Origin of the sequence: Pandoraea norimbergensis (assembly GCF_001465545.3) — a bacterium.
GTDB classification, from domain to species: domain Bacteria; phylum Pseudomonadota; class Gammaproteobacteria; order Burkholderiales; family Burkholderiaceae; genus Pandoraea; species Pandoraea norimbergensis.
The window spans coordinates 1377660-1403452 of record NZ_CP013480.3 but is presented as its reverse complement, the minus strand read 5'-3'; the positions used below and the strand labels follow the sequence as shown (position 1 = coordinate 1403452).

At 64.1% G+C, this 25793-nt stretch carries 22 protein-coding genes; 16 read left to right on the top strand and 6 right to left on the bottom strand.

The genetic code is table 11. From position 1 onward, the window contains the following. The first annotated feature begins 229 nt into the window (after positions 1 to 229). The 10 genes from AT302_RS06365 to AT302_RS06320 all read left to right on the top strand — a co-directional run bounded on the left by AT302_RS06365 (position 230) and on the right by AT302_RS06320 (position 10590). Positions 230 to 1345, top strand: coding sequence for an LLM class flavin-dependent oxidoreductase (locus AT302_RS06365; RefSeq protein WP_058377703.1), 1116 nt, complete (start codon positions 230 to 232; stop codon positions 1343 to 1345). 30 nt (positions 1346 to 1375) lie between these two features. Next, entirely contained in the window at positions 1376 to 2272 is an 897-nt protein-coding gene (locus AT302_RS06360) for a class II aldolase/adducin family protein (protein ID WP_084656051.1), read from the top strand. Positions 2273 to 2344: 72 nt separating this feature from the next. After that, positions 2345 to 3388, top strand: coding sequence for an ABC transporter substrate-binding protein (locus tag AT302_RS06355; RefSeq protein WP_084656050.1), 1044 nt, complete (start codon positions 2345 to 2347; stop codon positions 3386 to 3388). Positions 3389 to 3394: 6 nt separating this feature from the next. Beyond that, positions 3395 to 4546 carry an ABC transporter permease gene (locus AT302_RS06350; RefSeq protein ID WP_084656049.1) on the top strand — a complete coding sequence of 384 codons (1152 nt, stop codon included), beginning with the start codon at positions 3395 to 3397 and terminating at the stop codon, positions 4544 to 4546. Then, on the top strand, positions 4540 to 5409 hold the full coding sequence (locus tag AT302_RS06345; RefSeq protein ID WP_084656048.1) for an ABC transporter ATP-binding protein: 870 nt from the start codon (positions 4540 to 4542) through the stop codon (positions 5407 to 5409). Before AT302_RS06350 ends, AT302_RS06345 begins: the two co-directional genes overlap by 7 nt. 81 nt (positions 5410 to 5490) lie before the next feature. Further along, the gene (locus tag AT302_RS06340) at positions 5491 to 6792 is read left to right on the top strand and encodes a c-type cytochrome (protein WP_058377702.1); all 1302 of its coding nucleotides are present in this window, start codon (positions 5491 to 5493) and stop codon (positions 6790 to 6792) included. A gap of 63 nt (positions 6793 to 6855) precedes the next feature. Continuing rightward, positions 6856 to 7824: an ABC transporter substrate-binding protein gene (locus AT302_RS06335; protein WP_058377701.1), complete on the top strand. Its 969-nt coding sequence runs from the start codon at positions 6856 to 6858 to the stop codon at positions 7822 to 7824. Positions 7825 to 8043: 219 nt separating this feature from the next. Then, entirely contained in the window at positions 8044 to 9576 is a 1533-nt protein-coding gene (locus AT302_RS06330) for an MFS transporter (protein ID WP_064675047.1), read from the top strand. A gap of 78 nt (positions 9577 to 9654) precedes the next feature. Then, positions 9655 to 10290: a LysE family translocator gene (locus tag AT302_RS06325; RefSeq protein WP_058377700.1), complete on the top strand. Its 636-nt coding sequence runs from the start codon at positions 9655 to 9657 to the stop codon at positions 10288 to 10290. Between the two features lie 66 nt (positions 10291 to 10356). Further along, a complete protein-coding gene (locus tag AT302_RS06320) occupies positions 10357 to 10590 on the top strand; it encodes a DUF3820 family protein (protein ID WP_058377699.1) in 234 nt (77 codons plus the stop codon). Here the strand turns inward: AT302_RS06320 and AT302_RS06315 are convergent. The 3 genes from AT302_RS06315 to tcuC form a co-directional block, all read right to left on the bottom strand. Next, positions 10573 to 12147 carry an amidase gene (locus AT302_RS06315; RefSeq protein WP_084656047.1) on the bottom strand — a complete coding sequence of 525 codons (1575 nt, stop codon included), beginning with the start codon at positions 12145 to 12147 and terminating at the stop codon, positions 10573 to 10575. The two genes, AT302_RS06320 and AT302_RS06315, sit on opposite strands and share 18 nt — an antisense overlap. Before the next feature lie 138 nt (positions 12148 to 12285). Then, positions 12286 to 13101, bottom strand: coding sequence for a substrate-binding domain-containing protein (locus AT302_RS06310; protein ID WP_084656046.1), 816 nt, complete (start codon positions 13099 to 13101; stop codon positions 12286 to 12288). A gap of 114 nt (positions 13102 to 13215) precedes the next feature. After that, a complete protein-coding gene (tcuC, locus tag AT302_RS06305) occupies positions 13216 to 14538 on the bottom strand; it encodes an MFS transporter (RefSeq protein WP_058377698.1) in 1323 nt (440 codons plus the stop codon). A gap of 330 nt (positions 14539 to 14868) precedes the next feature. Between tcuC and AT302_RS06300 the strand changes: the two genes are divergently transcribed. Together AT302_RS06300 and AT302_RS06295 are read left to right on the top strand one after the other, a co-directional pair. Next, complete coding sequence (locus tag AT302_RS06300) at positions 14869 to 15792, top strand: LysR family transcriptional regulator (RefSeq protein ID WP_058380139.1); 924 nt, start codon at positions 14869 to 14871, stop codon at positions 15790 to 15792. A 134-nt stretch (positions 15793 to 15926) separates the two neighbouring features. Continuing rightward, positions 15927 to 16358 (top strand): hypothetical protein, encoded by a 432-nt coding sequence (locus tag AT302_RS06295; RefSeq protein WP_058377697.1) that lies wholly within the window; start codon positions 15927 to 15929, stop codon positions 16356 to 16358. A 486-nt stretch (positions 16359 to 16844) separates the two neighbouring features. Here the strand turns inward: AT302_RS06295 and AT302_RS06290 are convergent, their stop codons facing one another. Both AT302_RS06290 and AT302_RS06285 read right to left on the bottom strand, forming a co-directional pair. After that, on the bottom strand, positions 16845 to 18032 hold the full coding sequence (locus tag AT302_RS06290) for an alpha-hydroxy acid oxidase (RefSeq protein ID WP_058377696.1): 1188 nt from the start codon (positions 18030 to 18032) through the stop codon (positions 16845 to 16847). A 192-nt stretch (positions 18033 to 18224) separates the two neighbouring features. Continuing rightward, on the bottom strand, positions 18225 to 18698 hold the full coding sequence (locus tag AT302_RS06285) for an Lrp/AsnC family transcriptional regulator (protein ID WP_058377695.1): 474 nt from the start codon (positions 18696 to 18698) through the stop codon (positions 18225 to 18227). A gap of 311 nt (positions 18699 to 19009) precedes the next feature. Here AT302_RS06285 and AT302_RS06280 point away from each other — a divergent pair, with 311 nt between their 5' ends. Beyond that, a complete protein-coding gene (locus AT302_RS06280; protein WP_084656045.1) occupies positions 19010 to 20098 on the top strand; it encodes a porin in 1089 nt (362 codons plus the stop codon). A 214-nt stretch (positions 20099 to 20312) separates the two neighbouring features. Continuing rightward, a complete protein-coding gene (locus AT302_RS06275) occupies positions 20313 to 21761 on the top strand; it encodes an amino acid permease (protein ID WP_084656044.1) in 1449 nt (482 codons plus the stop codon). A 128-nt stretch (positions 21762 to 21889) separates the two neighbouring features. On the opposite strand, the gene AT302_RS06270 is transcribed toward AT302_RS06275, so the two are convergent. Further along, positions 21890 to 22645: a CerR family C-terminal domain-containing protein gene (locus AT302_RS06270; RefSeq protein ID WP_058377693.1), complete on the bottom strand. Its 756-nt coding sequence runs from the start codon at positions 22643 to 22645 to the stop codon at positions 21890 to 21892. Between the two features lie 102 nt (positions 22646 to 22747). On the opposite strand from AT302_RS06270, the gene AT302_RS06265 reads away from it, so the two are divergent. Together AT302_RS06265 and AT302_RS06260 are read left to right on the top strand one after the other, a co-directional pair. Beyond that, positions 22748 to 24106 (top strand): HlyD family secretion protein, encoded by a 1359-nt coding sequence (locus tag AT302_RS06265; RefSeq protein WP_064675046.1) that lies wholly within the window; start codon positions 22748 to 22750, stop codon positions 24104 to 24106. A gap of 193 nt (positions 24107 to 24299) precedes the next feature. Then, positions 24300 to 25793 (top strand): MDR family MFS transporter, encoded by a 1494-nt coding sequence (locus tag AT302_RS06260; RefSeq protein WP_084656539.1) that lies wholly within the window; start codon positions 24300 to 24302, stop codon positions 25791 to 25793.

Genomic DNA, 25793 nt, shown 5'->3' with positions numbered 1-25793 from the left:
CGGGTTGTACGTAGTGCTCACAGCGTAAGGCGCTCGCGGGATAAGCCCAACCATCCATATTGAATAATCTTTGCGTAAATGATTATTTAACGGCCGAGATTTGTTTGCGTAGGCTCACTCCCGTTCACCGTCTGTTCCGATCGATGGGCGTGTAGCGCAAACCGGCCCACGTCGCCCTGTCAGCGCTGCCGCCTCTGTTGCCCCACAAGAGAAAGCAAGGAGAGCGCTCATGAGCGTCGAGATCATCGGCATGATCCAAAGCAGTAAGCAGTCCGAAATTCACCCGAAAAGTGGCCCCGTAGTCGACCGCGACTATGTGCGCACGTTCGCCCGCGCTCACGAGCAGTCTGGCTTCGACCGAATTCTCGTGCCGCACCACTCCACCAGCCCGTCGGCCACGCTCACCATCGCCTATGCGTCGACGGTGACGGAGAACATCCACTTCATGCTCGCGCATCGCCCGGGCTTTACGGCGCCGACGCTGGCCGCGCGCCAGATCGCCACGCTCGACCAGTTCAGCGGTGGCCGTCTGGGGGTGCACTTCATTTCCGGCGGATCGGATGAGGAACAGGCGCGCGACGGTGACTTTCTCTCGCATGACGAGCGCTATGCGCGCACCGACGAGTATCTGGGCATCCTTCGCCGCATCTGGACGGAAGACAACCCGTTCGATCACGACGGTCAGTACTACCGCTTCAAGCAGGGCTACTCGGAAGTCAAACCGGTGCAACAGCCGCACGTGCCGATCTTCTTCGGCGGTGCTTCCGGTGCCGCCCTCGAAGTCGCGGGCAAGCACGCCGACATCTATGCGCTGTGGGGCGAGTCGCTCGATCAGGTGCGTGAGTTGACCACCCGCGTGCGTGCGGCGGCGGCCGTGCACGGACGCACGCCGCGCTTCTCGGTGTCGTTCCGCCCGATTCTGGCCGAGACCGAAGCGAAGGCGTGGGCCCGCGCCGATCAGATTCTGGCGCAAGCGAAAGCGATTCGCGCCGCTGCCGGGCTGTCGCAAGGTTCGGCCCTGCAAAGCGAAGGCGCCCGGCGTCTGCTGGCGGCCGCCGACAAGGGCGCACGCCTCGACAAAGTGCTGTGGACGGAGATCGCCGGGCTCATCGGCGGCCGCTCCAACTCGACCGCCCTCGTCGGCACGCCCGAACAAGTCGCCGACGCGCTCCTCGATTACTACGACCTTGGCGTCAGCACGTTCCTGATTCGTGGCTTCGACCCGCTGGGCGACACCATCGACTACGGCCGCGAACTGATTCCGCGCCTGCGCACGCTCGTTGCGGAACGCGACCGCCAGAACAGCGAGAACGGTGAAAACGGCGCTGCACGTCGCGCTGCCTGATCGCGTCCAGCCGACCTCAAGGAAAACACTATGGCCGCCGTTCTGCCCGTCAACACCACCGCCTTTGCCCGCAACGATAACGTTGCCGGTCACGCCACTCACCCGACACACACCACGCCCACGGGGCTGGTCCTCAACGCCGCGCCGCAACAGCGCTTCTGGTTCGATGCCCCGCCCGTGCGAAGCGATGTGCTCGCCGAGCGCCGCCATCGCCAGACACGTCTGGCCGCCGCTTTTCGCATCTTCGCGCGTCACGGTTTCGATCTCGGCCTCGCCGGGCATATCACCGCGCGCGACCCCGAGTTGACCGACCACTTCTGGGTCAATCCGCTCGGCGTGCATTTCTCGCGCATCAAGGTCTCCGACCTGCTGCTGGTGAATTCGAAAGGCGAGACGGTCATCGGCGACCGGCCGCTGAACAAGGCAGCGTTTGCGATTCATGCCGCCATTCACGAAGCGCATCCGCACCTCGTTGCCGCCGCACACACGCATTCGACTTACGGCAAGGCGTGGTCGACGCTGGGCCGCGCGCTCGATCCGCTCACGCAAGACTCGTGCGGCTTCTTCGAGGACCACGCACTGTTCGACGACTTCACCGGCATGGTGGTCGATGACAGCGAAGGGCAACGCATCGCCCACGCGCTGAACAAGCCCGACGGCAGCGGCACGGTGAAGGGCGTGATTCTCAAGAACCACGGCATTCTCACCGCCGGTCCGACCGTAGAAGCCACCGCCTGGTGGTACATCGCGCTAGAGAACGCCGCCCACACGCAGTTGCTCGCCGAAGCCGCCGGTACGCCGCAGCCCATCGATGAGGCTACCGCACGTCATACGCACAGTCAGGTCGGCGGCCCCGAGGGCGCGCTGTATTCCTTCGAGAGCCTGTTTGAAGGGCTCGTCGAAGCGGAGCCCGATCTGCTCGACTGATTGGCTCGACTGATCCGCCACATCGAAACCAGTTCTGACCCACCATCAAAAACAAACAGGGGAATCGTCGTCATGAAGTTTCTGGAAAAGGGGAATACCGCGCCGTCGTCAGTGATCGATAACGTGCAGACGGGGCGCCGCAAGGTGTTGCGAGCCGGGGGGGCCGTGGCCCTTGCGGCGCCAGCGTTGCTGCTCGGCCGCAAGGCATGGTCGCAGAAGCGCAAGCTCACGTTCGCGTGGAACCAGAACTCGTTCTGCCTGACGCCCATCGTGGCCGCGCAGGAGCGGGGTTTCTTCGAGAAAAACGGGCTTCAGGTCGATCTCATCAACTACAGCGGCTCGACCGACCAGTTGCTCGAATCGATTGCCACTGGGAAGGCCGACGCTGCCGTCGGCATGATTCACCGTTGGTTGAAGCCACTCGAAGCCGGGTTCGACGTGAAGATCATCGGCAGCTCGCACGGCGGTTGCGTGCGGTTGCTGGGCTCGAAGGCCGCCGGCATCACGTCGCTTGAATCGCTCAGAGGCAAGACGGTCGGCGTGTCCGATCTCGCCGCCCCGGGCAAGCATTTCTTCCAGATCCTGCTCTCGAAACACGGCATCGATGCCGAGCGCGACATCACGTGGCGTCAGTACCCGGCCGACCTGCTCGGCGTGGCCGTCGACAAGGGCGAGATTCAGGCCATCGCCGACGGCGACCCGAACCTCTATCTGCTGGAAAAGCGCACCAACGGCGCGTACGTGGAACTCGCGACCAACCTCACCGGCGAGTACGCACGCAAGGTCTGCTGCGTGATTGGCGCACGCGGCGAACTGGTGCGTAACGACCGGGCGGCGGCAAGCGCGCTGGCTCGCTCGATCGTGCAGGCGACCGAATTCGTCAATGAGAACCCGAACGAGGCCGCCAAGATCTTCGCCAAGTACTCGCCGAAGATCAGCCCCGAAGACCTGCGCAAGCTCTACGCCACGCTCACTTACTCGCACCATCCGACCGGTGTCGATCTGCGCGACGAGATCGCGTTCTTCGCCGATGACTTCCGCCGTATCGGTGTGCTCAAGAAGTCGACCGATCCGCAGAAACTGGCGCAGCACGTCTACGCCAATGTCTTGGGGTAAAACACCATGAGTGCCATTCTCGACAATGCCGCATTGCGTGCCGCCAGCCCCGCTGGGGCACTGGAGCTGGCCGAACAGGCCGACGGCCCCTCGCTGCGCGAACGCGCATCACACGTCACCGGTTCTGCCAGTCACTTTGCCAACGCCTTCGACGACACGAGTCTCGATCAACTCTTTGCCGCCCCCCGCACGCCGCCCTTGTGGGGCGTCGGCTTCGTTGCAGCACTCGCGTGGGCCGCGTTTGGCGCGATCACGCTGCGTTGGCCCAACAAGGTCGTCGGCTTCTCCGACTGGGCCTTCACCGACGAGTTGGGGGTTGTTGCCTTGGTGGTCGCTGCGGCGCTGGCGGTGTTGTCGGTGGCAGGGCGCACGACGTCTCCCCTGCTGCGTCTGCGCGAAGCGCTGACCGGCAGCGGCCCGTGGCTCGTGGCCATCGCCGTCGTCCTCGCGGGTTGGGAAATCCTCACGGCGAAGACGGCCTCGCTGCCCACGCCGTTCTTTGCCCCGCCGCAAGCGCTCATCGAGGTCTACACCGAAGACTGGCAACGTCTGGGCGACAGCGCGCTCAATACCCTGCGGCTGTTGGGCCTCGGTTTCGGCTTCGGTGCGGTGGCGGGCTTTCTGATCGGCGTGTCGATCGGCTGGTCTCGCGCCATCGGCTACTGGGTGCATCCGGTGCTGCGCGTGCTCGGCCCGGTGCCGGCCACGGCACTGCTGCCTCTGACGTTCTACTTCTTCCCGTCGAGCTATTCCGCTGCGGCGTTCCTGATTGCGCTGTCGACGGCGTTTCCCGTCGCCGTGCTCACGTGGTCCGGTGTGGCCAGCGTGAACAAGAGCTACTACGACGTGGCGCGCACGCTCGGCGCGTCCGACGCGTTTCTCGTGCTGCGTGTGGCCATTCCGGCAGCGCTGCCCAACGTTTTCGTCGGCCTGTTCATGGGGCTGGGCGCGTCGTTCTCGGTGCTGGTAACGGCCGAGATGATGGGCGTGAAGTCTGGCCTCGGCTGGTATCTCACGTGGGCGCAAGGCTGGGCCTCTTACGTGAACATGTACGCCGCACTGATCGTCATGGCGTTGCTGTTCTCCGGTGTCATCACCCTGCTCTTCACCGTTCGCGACCGCGCGCTCGCGTGGCAGAAAGGAACCGTCAAATGGTAAGCACGGCTATCTCCCCTTCATCCGATACGACGCGCGGCGATTCGGCTGCGGCGCGGCTCGCTGCGACAGAAGCATCGACCCATGCCGGTCAGGCAGCCGCTAACCACACCGGTGCGCAGATTGATATTCGCGGCGTGAGTCACTGGTTCGGCACACGGCAAGCGCCATTGCAGGTGCTCGACGGGGTCGACCTGAGCGTGGCACCCGGCGAATTCGTCGCGTTGCTCGGCCCGAGTGGCTGCGGCAAATCCACCTTGCTGCGGCTGGTCGCCGGTCTGGAGACGGCGACGCGCGGCACCATCACGCAGGACGGCACGGCGATTACGCGCCCCGATCCGTCGCGCATCGTCGTGTTTCAGGACCCGACGCTTTACCCGTGGCGACGCGTGCGCGATAACGTCGCGCTCGGTCTGCAAGCGCGCGGCGTGCTGTCGCGCGAACGCGATCGGGTCGACGCGGCACTCGCGCGCGTGGGGCTGTCTGAATTCGCAGACGCGTTCCCCCATCAACTCTCGGGTGGCATGGCGCAGCGCGTGGCACTCGCCCGTGCGCTCGTGAACGATCCGCGTCTGCTCGTGCTCGACGAACCGCTCGGCAAGCTCGATTCGCTCACCCGGCTGGCGATGCAAAGCGAACTCGTGGAACTGTGGCAGCGCGCGGGGTTCTCGTCGCTGCTGGTCACACACGATGTGGAAGAAGCCATCTTCCTCGCACAGCGCGTGGTCATCTTCAGCCCGCGCCCTGCGCGCATCGTTGCCGAGCTGCGTGTCGATCTGCCCTACCCGCGCCATCGCGGCGATGCCCGTATCACCGAACTGCGTCATGAGGCGCTGCGACATCTGGGGCTCGATGCAAGCTGGTAATACTTTGACCGGCGCGCTGACAGGCGCGCTGACAGGCGCGCCGACGAGCACGCTGAAGGGTGCGCCACCGGAGCGCGCCCGATGACACTGCCTCCGACACACGTCTGGCTCAACGCGCTTCTGCTCGGCCTGCAATCCGTGCAGGCCGCGTTGTTGTGGGCGCTGCATGCGCTCGGCATCGCGGGTGAGACGCATGGGGCGCCCGCGTGGCCGTGGGGCTCACGCATCGCCGGTGAGAACCTCATCATCGACGTTGCGCTGGCCCGCCAGTTTGCATGGACGCTGGCCGCGCTGGCCTTCGCCATCGCCTGCGTGTTGATCGCCATCTTCTGGCGGCGTGCGCGCCGTTGGCTGATCGTGGCGGCCGTCGCATCGCTCGTCGCCGCCCCGTGGCCGTCGTCGTCGCTATGGCTCACAGCAGCAGTACCGACCAGCTTCCACACCAACCCCAGCGGATTCACCGTCGGGAGCATCGCGCGGGGCTCGCACGTGTATTCGGCGCAATGCGCGGCATGCCATGGCGCGGATGGTCGCGGCGAGGGGCCGCAAGCGGCGGCACTGCGGCGCTGGCCGCCGACGATGGCCAGCGCCTTACTCAGCCGTCGCGCCGACGGCGAGTTGTTCTGGCATGTGCTTTACGGCATGCGCGACGACGCTGGCGTAACGATGCCCGGCTTTACCGGTCGACTGAGTGACAAGGAAATCTGGGCCGCACTCGATTACATGCGCGTCCTGTCGGCGTCAGCAGGTATGGCGGCGGGCGGAAGCTGGCCCGTGCCGATTGCGTTGCCCGCGTTGACTGTCACCTGCGGCGATGCGCCCGCACGAAGCCTCTCGCAATGGCGTGGCACGCAGCGGGTACGTGTGGTGGCCGTCGATGCGCGGCATCCGGCGCCGTTCGAAGATCCCCGCTTTCTGACGCTGCTGATTCGTCGCGATGAGACGGCCGTGTTCGATACCCGGCTGCGCGCGCTGCCGGGCGCAACTGCGGGGGTGCGACGTGTCTCGGCGCCGCTCGCCGATGGCCTGCGCGCGACGGCACGGCCCGCCATCGCGACGACGGTCGCGTCGAACGCGACAACCCTTGGCGCGCGCGCCGATTGCCTTGCCGATTCGCCCGATGCGTGGCCCGTCTTTGCGCAGATCGCTGGGACAACGCCGGCCGAGCTCGCCGGCACCGAATGGCTGGCCGACCGCGACGGCTGGCTGCGTGCGCTCGCCCCCGCAGGCAAGCGTGGCTGGGCCGACGGGGGCTTGCTGTGCACCACCGCATCCGTCGGCGCATTACTCACATCACCCGCCGCCCCCGACCCGCTGAGCGCCACGCTGCGCCAGATGGACAACGAGCCGGTGCGCTTCATCAAGGGCGGCTTCGTGCATTGATGCCAAGGCGGCATCGCCGGACCGTCCAACCACCGCTTTCCCTCTAATACGACAGGTTTTCCCATGACGATTTCTCGCCGCAGGTTTCTTCAATACGTCACGACGTCGAGCGCCGCCGGTGCACTCACTACGCTTGCGCTGCCGGGTTCTGCATTCGCACAGTCAGGACGCCCCTTGCTGAAGGCTGGCGATCAGAAGGGCGGGCTGCGCGCGCTGCTAGAAGCAGCAGACGAACTCAAGCAGTTGCCCTACGACATTCAGTGGTCGGAATTTCCTGCCGCCGCACCGCTTGCCGAAGCACTTAACGCGGGGGCAGTCGATTGCGGCCCGATCGGCGACGCGCCCGTCATCTTTGCGCTGGCCGCCGGTGCTGCGATCAAGATCATCGGCGCCAATCGCTCCGATGCGTACGGTACGGCCCTCATCGTGCAGCCGGATTCGACGCTGCGCACTGCGGCCGATCTCAAGGGCAAGAACATCGGGACGACGCGCGGGTCCATCGGTCACTTAGTATCGCTCAAGGCAATCACGGCGGCCGGGCTCAAACCGGCCGACGTGAATTTCCGCTTTCTGCCGCCCGCCGACACCATCACCGCGCTGGCCAGCGGGTCGGTCGATGCGTGGGCCACGTGGGAGCCTTACACCGCCGTCGCGGAAACCACAGGGCGCGGGCGCGTGCTCGTCAATGGACGGGGGCTGTGGTCGGGGCTGAGTTACCTCGCGGCCACCGACTCGGCGCTCGCCGCGAAGCGTGAAGTGTTGCGCGACTTCCTCTCGCGCGTGGTGCGCGCACAGGTCTGGTCGTATCAGCACGTGGATGCGTTCTCGGCAGCCATGGCGCGCATCATCGGCATTCCGCCCGAAGCCGCGCGCTTGCAGTTTTCCCGCCGTGCAACCAAGTGGCGCAACATCGACGACGCACTCGTCGCCGAGCAGCAACGCACCGCCGACTTCTACGCGCAGGTCGGGTTGCTACGCCAGCCGCTCGACGTGAAACCAACCTACGACCGAAGCTTCCCGATTACGGCGTAAGCGAACGGCCTCGCCCGGCCCCGGCACTTCCGCTGTGCGGGGCGGGCGGACGTCGCCTCAGGTTGGCACCCCGGGCAGCACGACACCACAGCACTGCGCATCGCCGCACCGCCGCATCGATACACGTCTCGACTGCGTAGAAAAATTCCATTGACCGACGGTCAGTCGATTAATTAAGATGAGAACCATTCTCAATTTATCGACCACCGGGATGTCACCATGCCACCCTCTCGCCGCCGCGCATTAGTCTGTGCGGCCTACCTCGGCACGTTCCTCGCGTCGCTCGACATCAGCATCGTCAACGTGGCGCTGCCCACGCTCCAACTCCGTCTGCACACCGACATGGCGGGACTGCAATGGGTCGTCAATGCCTATGCCATTGCCATCTCGGCGTTCATGCTGAGTGCCGGGCCGCTCGGCGATCGATACGGCCACAAGCCCGTGTGGAGCGCGAGCGTCGCACTCTTTACACTCGGCTCGGCGGTCTGCGCCTGTGCCGACACCCTCGCCCCGTTGCTGGTTGGCCGCACGATTCAGGGCGTGGCGGGCGCCCTGCTCATTCCCAGCGCGATGCCGATTCTCACGCATGCGTTTCCCGATCCCCGCGAGCGGGCACGCGTCATCGGCGGCTGGTCGGCATTCAGTGCGCTCGCGCTGATTCTCGGGCCGTTGCTGGGCGGCCTGCTCGTGGAGCATTTCGGCTGGCAGAGCATCTTTCTCGTGAACGAACCGCTGGGGCTTATTGCACTGACGCTCGGTATCTGGGGCATTCCGTCGCGCGAGCGCAACCCTCACGGTGTGTTCGACCCGGCAGGGCAAGTATTGAGCGTGATCTGTCTCGGCGCGTTGACCTATGGGTTGATTCAACTTGGTGAGCCCGACACCCCGCGCGAATCGCTGGCCGCCGTCTTCGCCATCGCCGTCGTCACCTTTATCGCATTCGTCTGCGTCGAGCGGCGCGTGGCGCGTCCACTGCTGCCGTTGGCGTTGTTGCGCGACCCACGCATGCGGGTGGCCAATATCGCCTCGTTCGCACTGGGCTTCGCGGGGTACAGCAGTCTGTTCTTCCTCTCACTGTTTCTACAGCAAGCACAAGGCCACACGCCAGCGGCGACCGGCTGGCAGTTGATGCCTCAGTTTCTGATGATGGGAGTGACGTCGCTGCTCTTCGGCCGCATTGCCCATCGCGTCGCCCTGCCCCTGTTGATGGTCGCGGGCTATGGCGCGATCGGGCTAACGATGTGTGCGATGGCCGCCTTTACCCACGACACGCCGTTCTGGATCGTCGGCACGTCGTTTGCCGTGCTCGGCCTCGGCATGGGACTCGCGGTGCCCGCCACCGGCATGACGGTCATGGGGCTCGCGCCTGCCGAGCGCACCGGCATGGCCTCCGCGACGATGAACGCCTTGCGCCAGACCGGCATGACGATGGGCATTGCGCTGCTCGGCAGCGTGATGAGCCTGCGCGCCATGCAGGAGCTCGCCTCGGCGGCACAGGTCCATGGCGTTGCCGAGGCCTCGGCATTGGCGCGTCTGGCCGTCACGGCACATGTGATGGACGGACAACTCGACTGGTTGCCGCAGGCTTACCGTGTCGCCATGACGCAAGGGTTCGCGTTGGCCATGATCGGCGGCGGCCTGACGTGCGTGGTCATGGCGGGCGTGTTGTTCCGCTATCGCCGCCATGCCCCCGATGCATCGTCCGGCGACGGCAACCACGGGCGTCTGGCAACTGGCTCGGTGAGAGATTGACGAACTGTCTATGGCATCGCACGACGGGGGCGTCGACACTGCGAAGACTCCCCTGATCAACGACGCATGAGGCGCTCGATGGCCGACGTCACCTTTCTCTCCGCCAACCTGCTGGTGGCATACACGGCCTACTTCGTCGGCACCGCGAGCCCCGGGCCGAGCAATCTGGCGATCATGTCCATCGCCGCGAATCATGGCCGCAAGCCCGCGCTCACGTTTGCGCTCGGCGTCATCTCGGGATCGATGTTCTGGGCGACAGTCGCCATGCTCGGCGTTTCGGCGGCCTTGATCGCTTACTCGCAGTTTCTCGTCGCGCTCAAGATTTTCGGCGGCGTGTATCTGCTGTGGCTCGCGTTCAAGTCGGGACGTGCTGCGCTCAATCCGTCATCTCATAAGACCGCCGTGTCGACGGAAGGCGAGCCGCTGAAACGAATCTATCTGCGCGGCGCGCTGCTGCATTTGACGAACCCGAAGGCCGTGTTGAGCTGGGTGTCGATCGTTGCGCTGTCGTCATCGCATGACGGCGCGGTGCAGCCGGCCATCTTGCCGGGATGCATCACTATCAGCGTGACGGTGTTCTGCGGCTACGCGTTGCTGTTTTCGACGCAGACGGCGCGGCGCATTTATTTGCGGCTGCGACGCTGGCTCGATGGCGGACTCGCGGTGGTCTTCGGCGTAGTCGGGTGGCGATTGCTACAGACAGCGCGCGCGTGACATCGGCGCCGTATGTGATAGCGTGACGCTTTATGCGACCTCCGGGCGCTCACGCGATTTGTTCACATGATTGATTTCGACACCGACGCGCTGCTGCGGCTCGTCACCACGCCGATGCCTTACGGCAAACACAAGGGCACGATGATTGCCGATCTGCCCGCCAACTATCTGAGCTGGTTTGCCCGCGAAGGCTTTCCCACGGGCGAGATCGGCCGCCTGCTCGCGCTGATGTATGAAATCGATCACAACGCGCTCGGCGATTTGCTGAAACCGCTTAAGGCTTCACGCGGTCCGGCCTGAGGCCAGCATCGCGGGCGGGAACCGGCGCACCCACTGCGTGCGCTGCTCGTGCGCGTGCGCCAGTTGCAGCACGGCAAGATCCGCCTGTGCCGGGCCGATGATCTGCAAGCCCATCGGCAACCCGCGCGCATCGAAACCGACCGGCACGCTGATCGCCGGCAAGCCAGCCAGCGTCGGGCCGATCACCACTTCCATCCAGCGGTGGTAGGTGTCCATCGACTTGCCCGCCACCGATGCCGGCCAATGCGTTTGCGCTTCAAACGGGAAGACCTGTGCCGAGGGCAGCAGCAGAAAGTCGTAACGCTCGAACAGACGCGCGAGCGACCGGTACCACTCGCTGCGGTCAATCGAAGCGCGGAACACATCCGCCGCACGCAAGTGCTCGCCACCGGCGACTTCCCATTGCGCTTCGGGCTTGAGTTTGTCGCGGCGCGCAGGGTCGGCATACATCTCGCCCAGCGAACCGTTGACGAGCCAGTGACGCAGCGTGAGCCACGTCTGCCACAGACGATCTATCGAAAAGTCGGGCGCGCACGCTTCGACTTCGCAGCCCATCTCCGTAAAGTCGCGCAGTGACGCTTCGCACAGCGCCATCACGCCGTCTTCCATCGGCAGATAGCCACCGTAGTCACCCAGCCACCCCAGACGCAAACCCTTCACGTCGCGATGCAGCGCACCCGCGAACTGCGCTGGATCATGGGCGTGCGCCAGCGAGAGCGGGCTGCGCGCGTCGTAACCGGCCTGCGTGGCGAGGAGCCGCGCGACGTCGGCGACGGTGCGCCCCATCGGTCCCTCAGTGCTCAGTTGCTGAACAAAGATTTCCGGCGCCGGGCCGTACGGCACACGCCCCTGCGACGGACGAAAGCCGTACACGTTGCCGAACGCCGCCGGATTGCGCAACGAGCCCATCATGTCGCTGCCGTCGGCCACCGGCAGCATGCGCATGGCGAGCGCGCTGGCCGCGCCGCCGCTGCTGCCCCCTGCGATTCGGCTGGTGTCGTAAGCGTTGAGCGTGGTGCCGAAGACCGGGTTGTAACTATGTGAGCCGAGCCCGAACTCGGAGACATTGGTCTTGCCGATGAAGATCGCGCCCGCCGCGCGCAGACGCGAGACGCTGATGCTGTCTTGTGTGTCGGGGCCGGTGGACGTGAGTGGTGAGCCCTTGCGTGTGGGCAAGCCGGCACACGACGCGAGATCCTTCACCGCCTGCGGCATGCCGTGCATCCAGCCGAGATACTCACCTTGCGCCAGTTGCCGGTCGCGCTCGTCGGCTTCGCGCAGCAACGTGTCAGCGTCGCGCAACGAGACGATGGCGTTGACGGCTGCGTTATGTTGGGCGATGTGCGCGAGGTACGCCTGCATGACTTCGCGACACGACACGCGTCGCGTGCGGATCGCTTCGGACAAACCCAGTGCGTCGAGCGCGACGATGTCGTCGAGTCGTTCTGCGGCGTGGGTAGTGTGCGGGGAATTTGCGGAGGCGGCCGCTTGTGAATCGACGGCTGCCGGGGTCGGCGCCGTGGTCGGTACGTTCGGCACATTCGGCACAGAGGCCATTTGTCTCTCTCCTTGGCGGGGCGTCGCTCTGTCGGCGACGCCGTTGTCTGACGCGTCATTGTCGGTCAAACCCGCCACGGCTGCCGAGAGGAAAAATTTTCGCTCCCGGCTTCACCGCTTCGTTCGTGCGTTGATGCGTCAGTGGGTGAGCGGATCCAGCCCGGTCGACTCGACGTCATGCGCCGCAGCAGGGGCGGCCATGAACATCAGCATCTTCTTCGCTTCGTCCGGATGCGGGGCATTCACCGGTACGCCGCCCGCGAAGCGCGTCACCGATTGCAGCGACTCGGGAATCTTGCCCGCAAACGCGATGCCCTTGACCGGCAGCAACTCGCTCACTTGCTGCAAGCCTACGGCGTAGTCGCCCGCTGCCACTTTCTCGGCGACCGGCGTCTTCTGCACCATCACCGACTTGCCGCGCATCTGATCGGCAATGCCCAGCTTGCTGAACAGTTCGCGCTCGACGTACACACCGCTGGCGCTATCGGAATACGCGACCGACTTGGCCGCGAGCAGCACGGCTTTCAGCTTTTCCGGCGTGCTGACGTCGGGCACCGGCTCGCCTGCCTTCACCACGACACCGATGCGCGAATCGGCCAGTTCCACGCGAGAATCGGCACGCACTTTGCCTGCCTTGATGAGATCGTCGAGTGCGTAACCGACCATGATGACGGCGTCTGCCGATTCACCGCGCGCAAGGCGGTTGGGAATGGCTTCAGGGGCTTTGCCCATCGACGGGCCCCACGCCGTGTCGACGTGATCGCCCGTGGCCGCTTCGAACTTCGGCAGCAACGCCTTGTAGGCGGCGGTGAAGCCACCGGAATTCATCACGCGCAGGTCTTCTGCGCTGGCGGAGGTGGCACCGAGTGCGGTGGCCATCAACAGGCCGGCGCCAATGGCGCTGAGCAAACGTCGGGCCGTGCGCATACGCGCCTTGGAAGTCAGGGCATTCATGAGTTGTCTCGCTCGATTGTGTTTTTCTGGGGGGATGCCTGCGTCAAGACCGACGAGGCAGAGAAAGCAGAGAAGGCGGGAAGCAGGCAGATGCGCATGTTTCCCGCCTCACGATCAGTTGGCCGTGCGCAGATCGGTGCGCGTCTGGCCTTGGCCGCCCGTGCGGCCGCGATACAGCGCGAGCGTCGCGCAGATCGCACACAGGGCCGCAAAGCTCATCCAGTAGCCGGGGGCAGCCTTGTCACCGGTAGCGTGAATCAGGTACGTCGACAGGGCCGGCGTGAAGCCGCCGAACAGTGCCGTAGCGATGCTGTACGCCAGCGAGAAGCCGGCCACGCGCACATCGGGCGGCATGACTTCGGTCAGCGCCGGAATCATCGCGCCGTTGTACATGCCGTACAGGAACGACAGCCACAGCAGTGCGATCAGCATGCGCGAGAAGCTCGGCGCCTGCACCAGGAACGACAGCACCGGGTAAGCGGTGACGAGCGTGAGGCCCGCGAACAGCAGCAACACCGGGCGGCGGCCGATGCGGTCGGACAGCGTGCCGCCGATCGGCAGCCAGATGAAGTTCGACACGCCCACGCACAGCGTCACCAGCAGCGCATCGGTGCTCGACAGGTGCAGCACGCTCTTGCCGAAGGTCGGGGCGTAGACGGTGATCAGGTAGAACGCGGTGGTCGTGAGCGCCACGAGCATCGCGCCGCCGATCACCACACCGGCGTTGGCCGCCATCGAGCGGAAGACTTCACCGACCGACGGATGGCGCTTGCGTTGCTTGAACTCGTCGCTTTCCTGAAGCGAGCGGCGCAGGGCGAAGATCACCGGCACGATCATGCAGCCGACGAAGAACGGCAGACGCCAGCCCCACTCGCCAATCTGTTGCGCCGTGAGCGTAAGCGACAGGATGAACCCGAGCGCCGCCGAGACGACGATGGCCACTTGCTGGCTGGCCGACTGCCAGCTCGTGTAGAAGCCCTTGCGGCCCGGCGTGGCGATTTCCGCCAAATAGACGGACACGCCACCGAGCTCAGCCCCGGCCGAGAAGCCCTGCAACAGGCGGCCGATCAGCACCAGCACCGGCGCAGCCATGCCAATGGTGGCGTAGCCGGGCACGAAGGCGATGAGGATCGTGCCGCTCGCCATGATACCGAGCGTGGTGACGAGGCCCTTGCGGCGGCCGACGTTGTCGATATACGCGCCGAGGATGATGGCGCCGAGCGGTCGCATCAGGAAGCCCGCGCCGAACACGGCGAAGGTCAGCATGAGCGAGGCGAATTCACTGTCCGTCGGGAAGAAGACGCGCGAAATCTGGGTGGCGTAGAAACCGAACAGGAAGAAATCGAATTGTTCGAGGAAATTGCCGGCGGTGACGCGCAGTACCGCGCCGGCTTTCGAGGGTCGACGCGAAATCGCGTCTTGGGGGCGCTGTGGCATGCGCTGTCTCCGTGTTGCCTGCGGCCCGGGGGGTCGGTCCGCAAAAATCGTCGCATTGCTGCGCCTCTGCCAGGGGACGTGTCGAGACCGTCATGGGCGCTTTTTTGAAGCCGCCAATGTTGCGCCGTAAGTTCCACCCTTGTGAATTGCAAGTTTTGGAAAGATTGATGCGCATACGCTATCAATCGTAGGATGCTGATGCACCGACCGAGCGGTAACAAGGTAGACTCGCGGCGCCTTGAGTCGCGCGCGTTTTTGTTGCGTTTTACTGGCTACAACACCATCACCGAACACTCCGTCAGACAAACGTTTTTCTCCCCCCCGAACGTCATGGCGATCAACTTCGATCTGAACGATCTGCAAGCCTTTCGCGCCGTCGCGCAGCTATCGAGCTTCCGGCGCGCGGCCGAGTCCATCCATCTCTCGCAGCCTGCGCTATCGCGCCGCATCGACAAGCTCGAAGACGCGCTGGGCGTGAAGCTCTTCGAGCGCAGCACACGGCGGGTCGCCCTCACGAATGTGGGTCGAGCGTTCGCTCGCGATGCGGAGCGGATTCTGGCCGATCTCGATAACGCGCTGCTGGGCATTCGCGATGTGGCGTCCACGAGCCTTGGGCACGTGACGATTGCCTGCGTGCCGTCAGCGGCCTACTACTTCATGCCGCAGGTGATTTCGCGATATCACAAGGCGTTTCCACGCATTCGCATTTCGGTGCTGGATGCGAGCGCCAATGAAGTGCTGGCGGCCGTGGTCAACGGCGACGCCGACTTCGGGCTCAATTTCATCGGTTCGCAAGAGCCGAACATCGAGTTCAAGCTGCTGTTGCAGGAGCGCTACGTGGCCGCGTGCCGGCGCGATCATCCGCTCGCAGGAAAGAAGCGCGTGACGTGGCGCGAGCTTTACGAGTACGACTACATCACGGTCGGCAAGGTGTCGGGCAACCGGTTGTTGCTCGATCAGGCGCTGACGGGGTTGCCGCAGCGCCCGCCGAGCATCTGCGAGACGCAGCACGTGACGACCATGCTCGGACTGGTGGAAGCGGGACTCGGGGTGGCGGCGGTGCCCACGATGGCCATGCCGGGGGCCGAGCATCCATTGCTGACGAGCGTGCCGCTGATTGATCCGGTGGTGACACGCCGCATGGGCATGATTCGCAGCAAGGGCCGGCCGCTCTCGCCGGCGGCGGAACAGCTCTACCGGTATGTGGCGGAGATGAAGGTGACGTCGCGCCGGAAAGCAGAGCCGGCCCTATAACCAAACGGCACGAAGATCACGTGCCGATACACTTTGTTACCCGTCTTACGAAAGAGGAAACATTGAGGTGCGGGCAGTGTGGCGAGGGCTCCTTATACTTGGCTGCGCAATTAACCCGAATCTATACGAGCCTCATGTTCAAGCGAATTCTTCCGATGGTGGTGCTGGCTGCACTGGCCGCAACTACTTCCCTGACGGCCACGGCCGGTGATATGAACAATGCCCTCGGCGGCGCGCTGGGCGGCGTGGCCGGTGCGGCCGTGGGCGGTGCGCTCGGCGGCAGCACGGGCGCAGTCGTGGGTGGTGCAGTCGGCGGCGGTGCCGGTGGCGCGATTACGTCGAACCGTCGCGAACGCACGGGCGCCATTCTGGGTGGTGCACTGGGCGGCGGCGCAGGCACGGCAGCCGGCAATGCGATGGGCGGCCAGTCCGGCGGCCTGATCGGCGCAGCACTGGGTGGCGGTGCCGGTGCAGCACTCGGCGGCAACATGTCACGCTCGAATTCCTACGACGACGATTATCGCCACGGCAAGCGCCGCGGCCATCACAAGCACTACCGTCATTGATTGGTGCGGATGCCGGTGGTAACGGCTGGTGGATGACAAAACGCCCTGCGAGTGAATTGCAGGGCGTTTTTTGTTGCGGGGTCAGGTCATGACAACTAACGTGACGGTTGCTTGCCCAGCCTTCGGGCAGGACGGCTTTGGAAGCGGTCGTTTCGCGTAAAACACCAATGCAGCCTCAAGCGCTTCCCGTGCCTGCACATGTGCGTCAGCCTCGTCATCAGCGACGGCGATTGCTTCGGGCACGTCCGGAAACCTCACCAGTAGGGTGCCATTTGTGTCTCGTTCAAGCGTAAAGGGATAGGTCGACATAGTCCGCCACAGGCTACTAAGTGTTGAGGGATGAACGCCGCATCATCGCCCCGCGTGGAGCCAGTTTGAAGCTCAGCCGTCCGTTATCGGAAAGACCCTAGCCTTCCAATGAAAAAAGCCGCAGCGAATGGCTGCGGCTTTCTATGTCGATACCCAACGTCGTACCGGCAATCTCCCTTACGCCCTGCCCGGCTCCGGAAGATACGGACCGAGACCCGTGGGGTAGCTGCCCGGCAGGAGCATCGAAGGGTCGAGACGGTCGACGGTCGTGCGGCCCGTCAGTGCCATCGTCACATCCATTTCCTTCGCCATCACTTCCAGTGCTCGGCGCACGCCGGCTTCGCCCATCGCCCCCAACCCGTACAGGAATGGACGGCCGATCAGCGTGCCCTTCGCGCCCAGCGCCACCGCCTTGATCACGTCCTGCCCCGAGCGAATGCCGCCGTCAAGCCAGACCTCCGTGTCGCGCCCGACCGCCGCCACGATGTCAGGCAACGCGCGAATCGTCGACATCGTGCCGTCCAGCTGACGCCCGCCATGGTTGCTCACGACGATGGCGTCCGCACCGGTGTCGCGTGCCGCGCGTGCATCCTCAGGATCGAGCACGCCCTTCAGGATCAGCTTGCCGCCCCAACGCTTCTTGATCCATTCGACGTCGTCCCACGACAGACACGGATCGAACTGCGCCGCCGACCATGCCGCCAGCGAACCGATGTCGTCCACGCCCTTTGCATGGCCGACGATGTTGCCGAACGTGCGGCGCTTCGTCCCCAGCATGCCCATGCACCAGCGCGGCTTGGTCATCATGTTCATGATGTTCGGCAACGTGAGCTTGGGTGGCGCCGACAGACCGTTCTTGATATCGCGATGGCGCTGCCCGCTGATCTGCAAATCCATCGTCACCATCAGCGCCGAACACCCGGCCGCCTTCGCGCGGTCGATCAGGCGCTCGATGAAGTCGCGATCGCGCATGACGTACAACTGGAACCAGAACGGCGCCTTGGTATGCGCCGCGACGTCCTCGATCGAACAGATCGATACGGTCGAGAGTGTGAACGGCACGCCGAACGCCTCGGCCGCGCGCGCCGCCAGAATTTCGCCGTCGGCATGCTGCATGCCCGTCATGCCGGTCGGGGCCAGTGCCACCGGCATCGCCACGTCAGTGCCCAACATCGTCGTGCGCGTGCTCCGATGCTCGATGTTGACCGCCACCCGCTGGCGAAAGCCGATCGCGCCGAAGTCTTGCGCGTTGGCGCGGTATGTCGACTCGGTCCACGAACCCGAATCGACATACTCGTAGAACATGCGCGGTACGCGCCGCTGAGCGAGAACCCGCAAGTCCTCGATGGTGGTAATCACTGCCATGCTGCGTCTCTTTGGTTTTGATAGTGCCGATTCAAAGACCGGCATCGGTTGACGGCAATCCGACTCAATTCAAATCAACTTGCGATGATATACAACGAGCATCTCCAATTTGAAAATCCCGTATCGCAGATTGAGAATTGACTGAGAAGCGATTATTGCGAGAATTACAGGTAGTTAATATCTTCTATTGTTTTATTTCTGCTTGACGAGATCAACGAGCGACTGCGTGTTCTTGATTGTCTTGAGCACGATGTTCGATTGAATCGACATCACAGCCGGCGCCCGGTATAGCTCATTGACGATAAAGTCGGAGTAATGCGCGAGGTTGCGGGCTCTTACCGTCAAGATGTAATTGGCTGATCCGGTGACAATTCGTGCGGTCACGACTTCAGGCCAGTTCTGCACGCAAGCCAGAAACTTTTCATGCCACTGATCGACGTCCGGACGCAATGTGATTTGCACTAGCGCTTCGAACTCCAGACCGATATGCTGTGCGTCCACGATACAGCGGTATCCGGAAATCACGCCCCGGTCTTCAAGTAATTTGACCCGGCGCAGGCACGCTGAAGGCGATAAACCAACAGCATCGGCCAGCTCCTGGTTGGAGATACGGCCGTTGAGTTCCAGATGGCGCAGGATGCGCAGATCGGCAAGGTCAAGGTTCATTGGCAGAATCCATCAAGTTTTCCGGGATTTTGGCAGATCCTTCGACTCCCCGCCAGTTGCTCGGCATAAATAGCAAGCAAATTCAAATTTTGCATTGATATGATAGCGCTCGGCTTACAGCCGGGAGGCTGCATTGTTTGCGCCGGACATCGGGGGATTGCTCGCGTTGCGCAACCACCCAAGGCACCAAAAGTGCAGTTCCGGTTGTCGCCGTTGTCGTGCAAAAAAGAGTCCGCCGTCTCCTATATCGGAAGGAGAAGCGGGCCAGTTTCGACAATTAGCTGATGTCTACAAGACTAAAAAGGAGACCCATGAAGTCTGCAATTCCGGCCAGCCTGGCCATTGTGACGGCCGCTTGCGGCCTGGCTTTCAGCACTACCGCCGCCGCCCAAAGCTCGGTCACCCTCTACGGGATCGTCGACCAGAGCGTTCGCTACCAGACCAACGCCAATGCCAATAACGATGCCTTGTGGCAAGTGACCAACGGCGCCGTGACCAACAGCCGTTTCGGCTTCAAGGGCACAGAAGACCTCGGTGGCGGCCTCAAGGCGATCTTCCAGTTGGAATCGGGTATCAACCCGCAGAACGGAACGCTGGCCAACGGCCCGCGCCTGTTCGATCGTTATGCCTTCGTCGGCCTGCAAAACCAGTACGGCACCATCAAGATCGGCCGTCAGGCCACCGAGGCGTTCAACGTCTACGGCGACTTCGACCCGCTCACGATCGGCAACTACGCAAACAACTCGTGGATGTACAACATCACGCGCGGCCGCGTCGATAATGCGGTCAGCTACGCCGGGACGTTTGGCGGCCTGTCGGTCGGTGCGACCTACGGCTTCGGCAACACGGCCGGCACGATGGCTGCCAGCAATTACTGGGGTGCGCGTGCCGCCTATGCGATGGGCCCGTTCCAGCTTGCCGGCGTGTATCAGCAAGCCCGCGATGCAAGCAAGCGCGTGCAGCAGATGTGGGGCCTGGGCGGTATCTACAGCGTCTCGATCGCCAAGGTGTTCGTCGGCTACATGGGCGGTCGCGACCGCAGCGGCTGGCTCGACGGCACGCTCAACGATCCGTCGCAAACTGTCGCCACGGGCAACCTGAACGACAACCCGCGCAAGGACATGACGTTCTATCTCGGCACGACCATTCAGGCCATGCCGAACCTCGCGATCACGGGTGCCGCCTACTTCGACGACATCAAGAACATCAACGCCCAAGCGGGCGATGCCGGTTCGGGCCGTCGTTACACCTATGTGCTGCTCGCCGAGTACGCGCTGTCCAAGCGCACGCAGGTCTACGGCACGGTCGATTACAACAAGGTCAGCGGCGCCGCACGCGTCGAACTGCCGGGTAACTCGACGCAAGTGGGCGTGGGCACGGGTATCCGCCACATCTTCTGATGTCGCATCACCCGCACCAGCCGCGCCTGCCGCGCTGGTCTTAGTCCCAACTTTTGCAGTGGTTTCACCCGCCCCGGCTTCGGCCGGGGCGGTGGGGTCCGGTCGCGCCGTGTTTTAGTTGCGTTCGTCAGTCGGGCGCGAACGGGCAATAACAAGCAATGCGGTTTTCATGCGGGTGCCGCCCTGATGTCGACGGCGCCCCAAGAGGTGTGCCATGTCGCGTTCTCCCCTGCCCCCGTCTCCCCGTAGCTTTTCTCACATCACACGCCGCGAGCAAGGTCTGCGACGCTCGCTCACCGCCAGTCAGATGGCCATGATCGCCATCGGTGGTGCCATCGGCACCGGGCTATTCCTCGGCAGTGGCTTCGCGATCGGCTTTGCGGGCCCAAGCGTACTGCTCTCCTACGGCATAGGCGCGCTCATCGCGCTGATGCTCATGGGATGCCTCGCCGAGATGACCGTCGCGCATCCGACGTCCGGCTCGTTCGGCGCGTATGCCGAGCACTACATCGGGCCGTGGGCCGGCTTTCTCGTGCGCTACGCCTACTGGTCGTGCATCGTGCTCGCTGTTGGCACGGAAGTGAGCGCCATCGCCGTCTACATGAAGTACTGGTTCCCGCAGGTGCCCGGCTGGTACTGGGTGGCCGGATTTTCTGCCGCGCTGGTACTCGTGAACGCCATGTCGGTGAACCTGTTCGGCGCGATCGAGTACGGTTTCTCGCTCATCAAGATTGCGGCCATCGTCGCGTTCATCATGATCGGTGCCTACGTGGTGTTTATCGCGCCGGGCTCAGTGGTGAACGCCGATCACTCGCCCGCTGGCTTCGCGAACTACACGGCGCACGGCGGCTTCTTTCCGAAAGGGCTGTGGGGCATGTGGGTCGCGGTGATCATCTCGATCTTCAGCTATCTGTCCATCGAGATGATTGCGGTCGCTGCCGGTGAAGCCGAAAACCCGGAGCGTGCCGTCACGCGCGCATTCCGCTCGACGGTCGTGCGCCTCGTGCTGTTTTATCTGCTCACGCTGGCGCTCATGCTCGCCATCGTGCCGTGGACGGCCGCCGGTCACGACGAAAGCCCGTTCGTGAAAGTGATGCAGGCCATCAACATTCCGGGCGCGGCGGGGGTCATCAACTTCGTGGTGCTGATTGCCGCGCTCTCGTCGATGAACAGCCAGCTCTACATCACCACGCGCATGATGTTCTCGCTCTCGCGCGCCGGCTACGCGCCCGCACGCTTCGGCGAGGTGAACAAGCGCGGTGTGCCGCTCGCCGCCCTGATGCTCTCGACGGTGGGCATTGCGCTGGCCACGCTGGTGAACTTCCTTTATCCGGAGTCTTCGTTCACGTTCATGATGGCGATCTCGATGTTCGGCGCCATGCTCACGTGGATGATGATCTTCGTCACGCATTTCTTCTTCCGCCGGGCGTGGCAGCGCGGCGATCATCCGCGTCTCGCGTTTCGCATGTGGGGGTTTCCGTGGCTCACACTGCTGGGCGCAGCGCTGATGGCTGCCGTCATGGTCACCACACTCTTTACCGGCGTGTTCCGCATGACGCTGCTCTTCGGCGTGCCGTTCGTCGCCGTGGTGCTGCTGGTGTATTTCCTCTGGTATCGCAAGCGCGATGGTGAGGCGCAAACCCAAGCGGCCACGCAGCCGTGATCGCCGGAAAAATCGGCACGAAGTCCAGCGGGAAGGTCGGCAAAAGGCTCGACTGAAATGCAGCGGGGGCGCCACTTGGCGCCCCCGCGATGTTTCAGCGTGTGACAGTTGCACTGGGTTGCGAGAGGTTACGCATCCGTTTTTTTATCGCGGCGCTTCACCAGCAGTTCCAGCATGTCGCGCGTCTGCCCCACAATCACCTCGCGAATCCGGCGATTGCGCTCGGGGTCGTCGCCGGTCCAGCCCATCGAGCAATTGACCGAGCGGCCCATCACCCGGAACGCCATCCCCGTGGTGCTGATACACACGGCGCGCATCAGCGTGAGTTCGTCGTCCGTCGAGGTGCCGCAAAGGCGCGCCACGATCCCGCCGGTCACCGCCGCAATCCGTCGCGACAAGCGCTCGTGAAACACCTTGAAGCCGGCGTCCGGGCCAAGCCCTGCCTGCTCGCGCGCCATGAACATGTGCCAGCCGTCGATTTGCGGCACGTCTTCGAGAAAGCCTGCCTTGCGGTCCTGCAACGCGCAGAATGCGTCGATCAGGCGCGCATCGCCCGCCGCCGGATCGGCAATCACCGCCTCGGCCGCCATCACGGCCTCGCCTAACTGCGTCCACACCACGTCGACGATGTACTCGACACACGCCGTGTACACCCCTTCCTTGTTATCGAAGTAGTACTGCAACGCCGGGGCGTTCACCCCCGCCTCGTTGGCAATGTCGCGCGTCGAAGCGCCCGCAAAACCGTGCTCGCCGAAACATTTGATCGCCGCCAGGATGATGCGCGCGCGCGTTTCCTCGCCACGCTGGTATCCCGTGTCGACCGCGTGTCGCGGGCGGGCTGCCGCGCGTGGCGCGCGTTGTGTCTGCGGTGGTGTCCGTGCCATGAATCTCCTTGCTTCCCAAAACTTTCGTCAAAAATATAACACTTGACATAAATCGATCAACTGGAATAATTCTGCCAATTGGAATAATTTAGGAGTTTTCCGATGTCTACCGCAGCGCAGGCCCGACTCGAAACGTCGGCACAGTCGATCGATACGGCCACGCGTCAGCCCGAAGAGGCCAAGACAGCGCCCGGCACCGCAGCCCCGTCCGCCGCGCCGGACGGCGCGAATCGCCCCGCCCAGAAAGCCCCCGGCAACCCCCGTCGCAAAAGGCTCGCCATCGGTGCGGGCGTGCTGGCGTTGATCGCCGCCGTTGGCTGGGGCACGCAGTGGTGGTTTGTCGGACGCTTTATCGAATCGACCGACGACGCCTATCTGCAAGCCGACAGCATGACCGTCGCCCCGAAGGTCGGCGGCTACGTGACCGAGGTGTTGGTGCGCGACAACGAGACCGTCACGCTCGGCCAGCCGCTCGTCAAGCTCGACGGCCGTCAGTATCAGGCCGCTTACGACGAAGCGCAGGCGACGGTCGCGGCCCGCGAAGCGGATGTCGCTCGCGCCCAAGCCGAATTGGGTCAGCATGCCGCCAACATTGCGCAGACGCGTGCTGAGCTGGACAGCGCCCGGGCCAATGCCGCGTACTCGGCCGGACAGGTCAAGCGCTACGCACCGCTCGTCGCCACGGGTGCCGAAACGGATGAACGGCTCGCCGAGTTGCGCAACGCCAGCACACGCGCCGACGCCACGCTCAAGAGCAACGAAGCCAGCGTAGATGCGAGCGTGCGCCAGACCGATACGCTCAACGCCGCGCTCGCGCAGGCCAAAGCGCAGTTGTCGGTGGCGCAGGCCAGTGCACGCAAGGCCGAACTCGATCTCGCCGATACGGTGGTCAAGAGCACGCTGGCCGGTCGTGTGGGGGATCGCGCGGTGCGCGTCGGGCAGTTTGCCCAGCCGGGGACTCGCCTGCTTACCGTGGTGCCGGTGCAAAACGTCTATCTGACGGCGAACTTCAAGGAAACGCAGGTCGGCCATATGCGCCCAGGCCAGCCGGTAACGGTGCACGTCGACGCACTGCCCGGTGAACCAATTCACGGTGTGGTCGATTCGCTCTCGCCGGGCACGGGCGCGCAGTTCGCGCTGCTGCCGGCGCAGAACGCCACCGGCAACTTCACGAAGATCGTGCAGCGTGTGCCGGTCCGCATTCGACTGGACGTGCCCGAATCGCTGCGCACAGTCCTGCTGCCCGGCTTGTCGGTCACCGCGGACGTGGACACGCATGGGCGCAAGGAAACGACACCGGCACCGGCGAAGCCCGCGCAGGCGGCATTGCCAAACCCGTCGGCGCAGGCGATCGCACCGCTGGCGCTGAGTGCGCCGCTGAACAGCATCGTCGGACCGGCGACCAACACCAACGCGCACGCTACGCCGGGGAGCAACAGCACCGGGGTGCAACGTGGCTGAAGCACACACGCTCCCCGCCCCGGCAGGCTCGCCGGGCGAGTCGGGCACGCTTTCGCGTGATGAAGCGCGCAGCGTCGTCGCTGCGGGCACCGGCGCGGGTGGCGGCAGCGGCGGCGGTAGCAGCGCAAGTGCGGCCACCGCCACACCTCGCAACGCCTCGGCGTCTGACTGGATCGCCGTCGCGGCCGGGGCGATGGGCGCCCTGCTCGCCACGCTCGACATCTCGATTACCAACTCGGCATTGCCGCAGATTCAAGGCCAGATCGGCGCCTCGGGCACCGAAGGCACTTGGATCTCGACCGGCTACCTGATGTCGGAAATCGTCATGATTCCGCTCGCGGCGTGGCTCACGCGCGTGCTGGGTCTGCGCCGCTTTCTGACGCTCAACGCGGTGTTCTTCACCATCTTCTCGATGATGTGCGGCATCTCCAGCAGTCTTCCGGAGATGGTGATCGGGCGCATCGGTCAGGGCTTCGCCGGTGGCGCGATGATTCCGACCGCGCAGATGATCATTCGCACTCGCTTGCCACGTCATCAGATGGCGGTCGGCATGGCGATGTTCGGGCTGATCGTGCTGCTCGGGCCGTTGCTCGGCCCAGTGGTCGGCGGCTGGCTCACCGAAAACGCGAACTGGCGCTGGTGCTTCTTCCTGAATCTGCCGATCTCGGTGGCCATCGTCTCGCTGCTCATGCTCGGCCTGAAGCGCGAGCCGACCAATCTGCATGCGTTCGTCAAAGCCGACTGGCTCGGCATTGTCGGCCTGACCATCGGCCTGAGTTCGCTCACGGTGGTACTCGAAGAAGGTCAGCGCGAGCGGTGGTTCGACTCGCACATGATCATCTGGCTGTCGATTCTGTCGGCCGTGGGTATCGGCATGATGCTCGTGGCGCAGTTCACTGCGGAGAAACCCATCGTCAAGCTCTCGCTGCTGCGTAACAAGAACTACGCGAGCGTGATCTACATCGTGTTCACGGTGGGCGCGGGGCTTTACGGGGTGTCATATCTGCTGCCGCAGTTTCTCGCGACGATTGCGGGCTACAACGCGCAGCAGTCGGGCAACATCATGCTGCTCTCGGGGCTGCCCGCGTTTCTGATGATGCCGTTCCTGCCACGGCTCATCAGCCGCGTGGATATCCGGTTCCTCGTGATTGTCGGGCTGCTGTGTTTCTTCGCCAGTTGCATGCTCGACATCGACCTGACGGCGCAGAGCGTCGGGCATGACTTCACGGTGTCGCAGTTGCTGCGCGGTGTGGGGCAGATGCTCGCGATGATGCCGCTCAATCAGGCTTCGATGGCGGCCGTGGAGGCGCAGGACGCGGGCGATGCGGCCGGGCTCTACAACATGGCGCGCAATCTTGGCGGCTCGGTGGGCCTGGCCCTGCTCGGCACCCTGATCGACCGTCGCACCGATTATCACGACGCCATGCTGCGCGAGACGATCACTGCCAACAGCTCGCTCGGACAGGAGCATCTGGCGGCGAACGCGGCCGGCTTCTTTGCGCAGACGGGCGATATGGCCCACGCGCAGCTACAGGCCACGGCGCAACTCGCCGCCCAGATTGCGCAGCAAGCCAGTGTGATTACGTTTTCCGAGACCTTCTATGCGCTGGGCATTGCGCTGCTGTTATGCGTGCCGCTTGCCCTGCTGCTCAAGCAACCCGCGGGTTTCAGCTCCGGCGGGCACTGA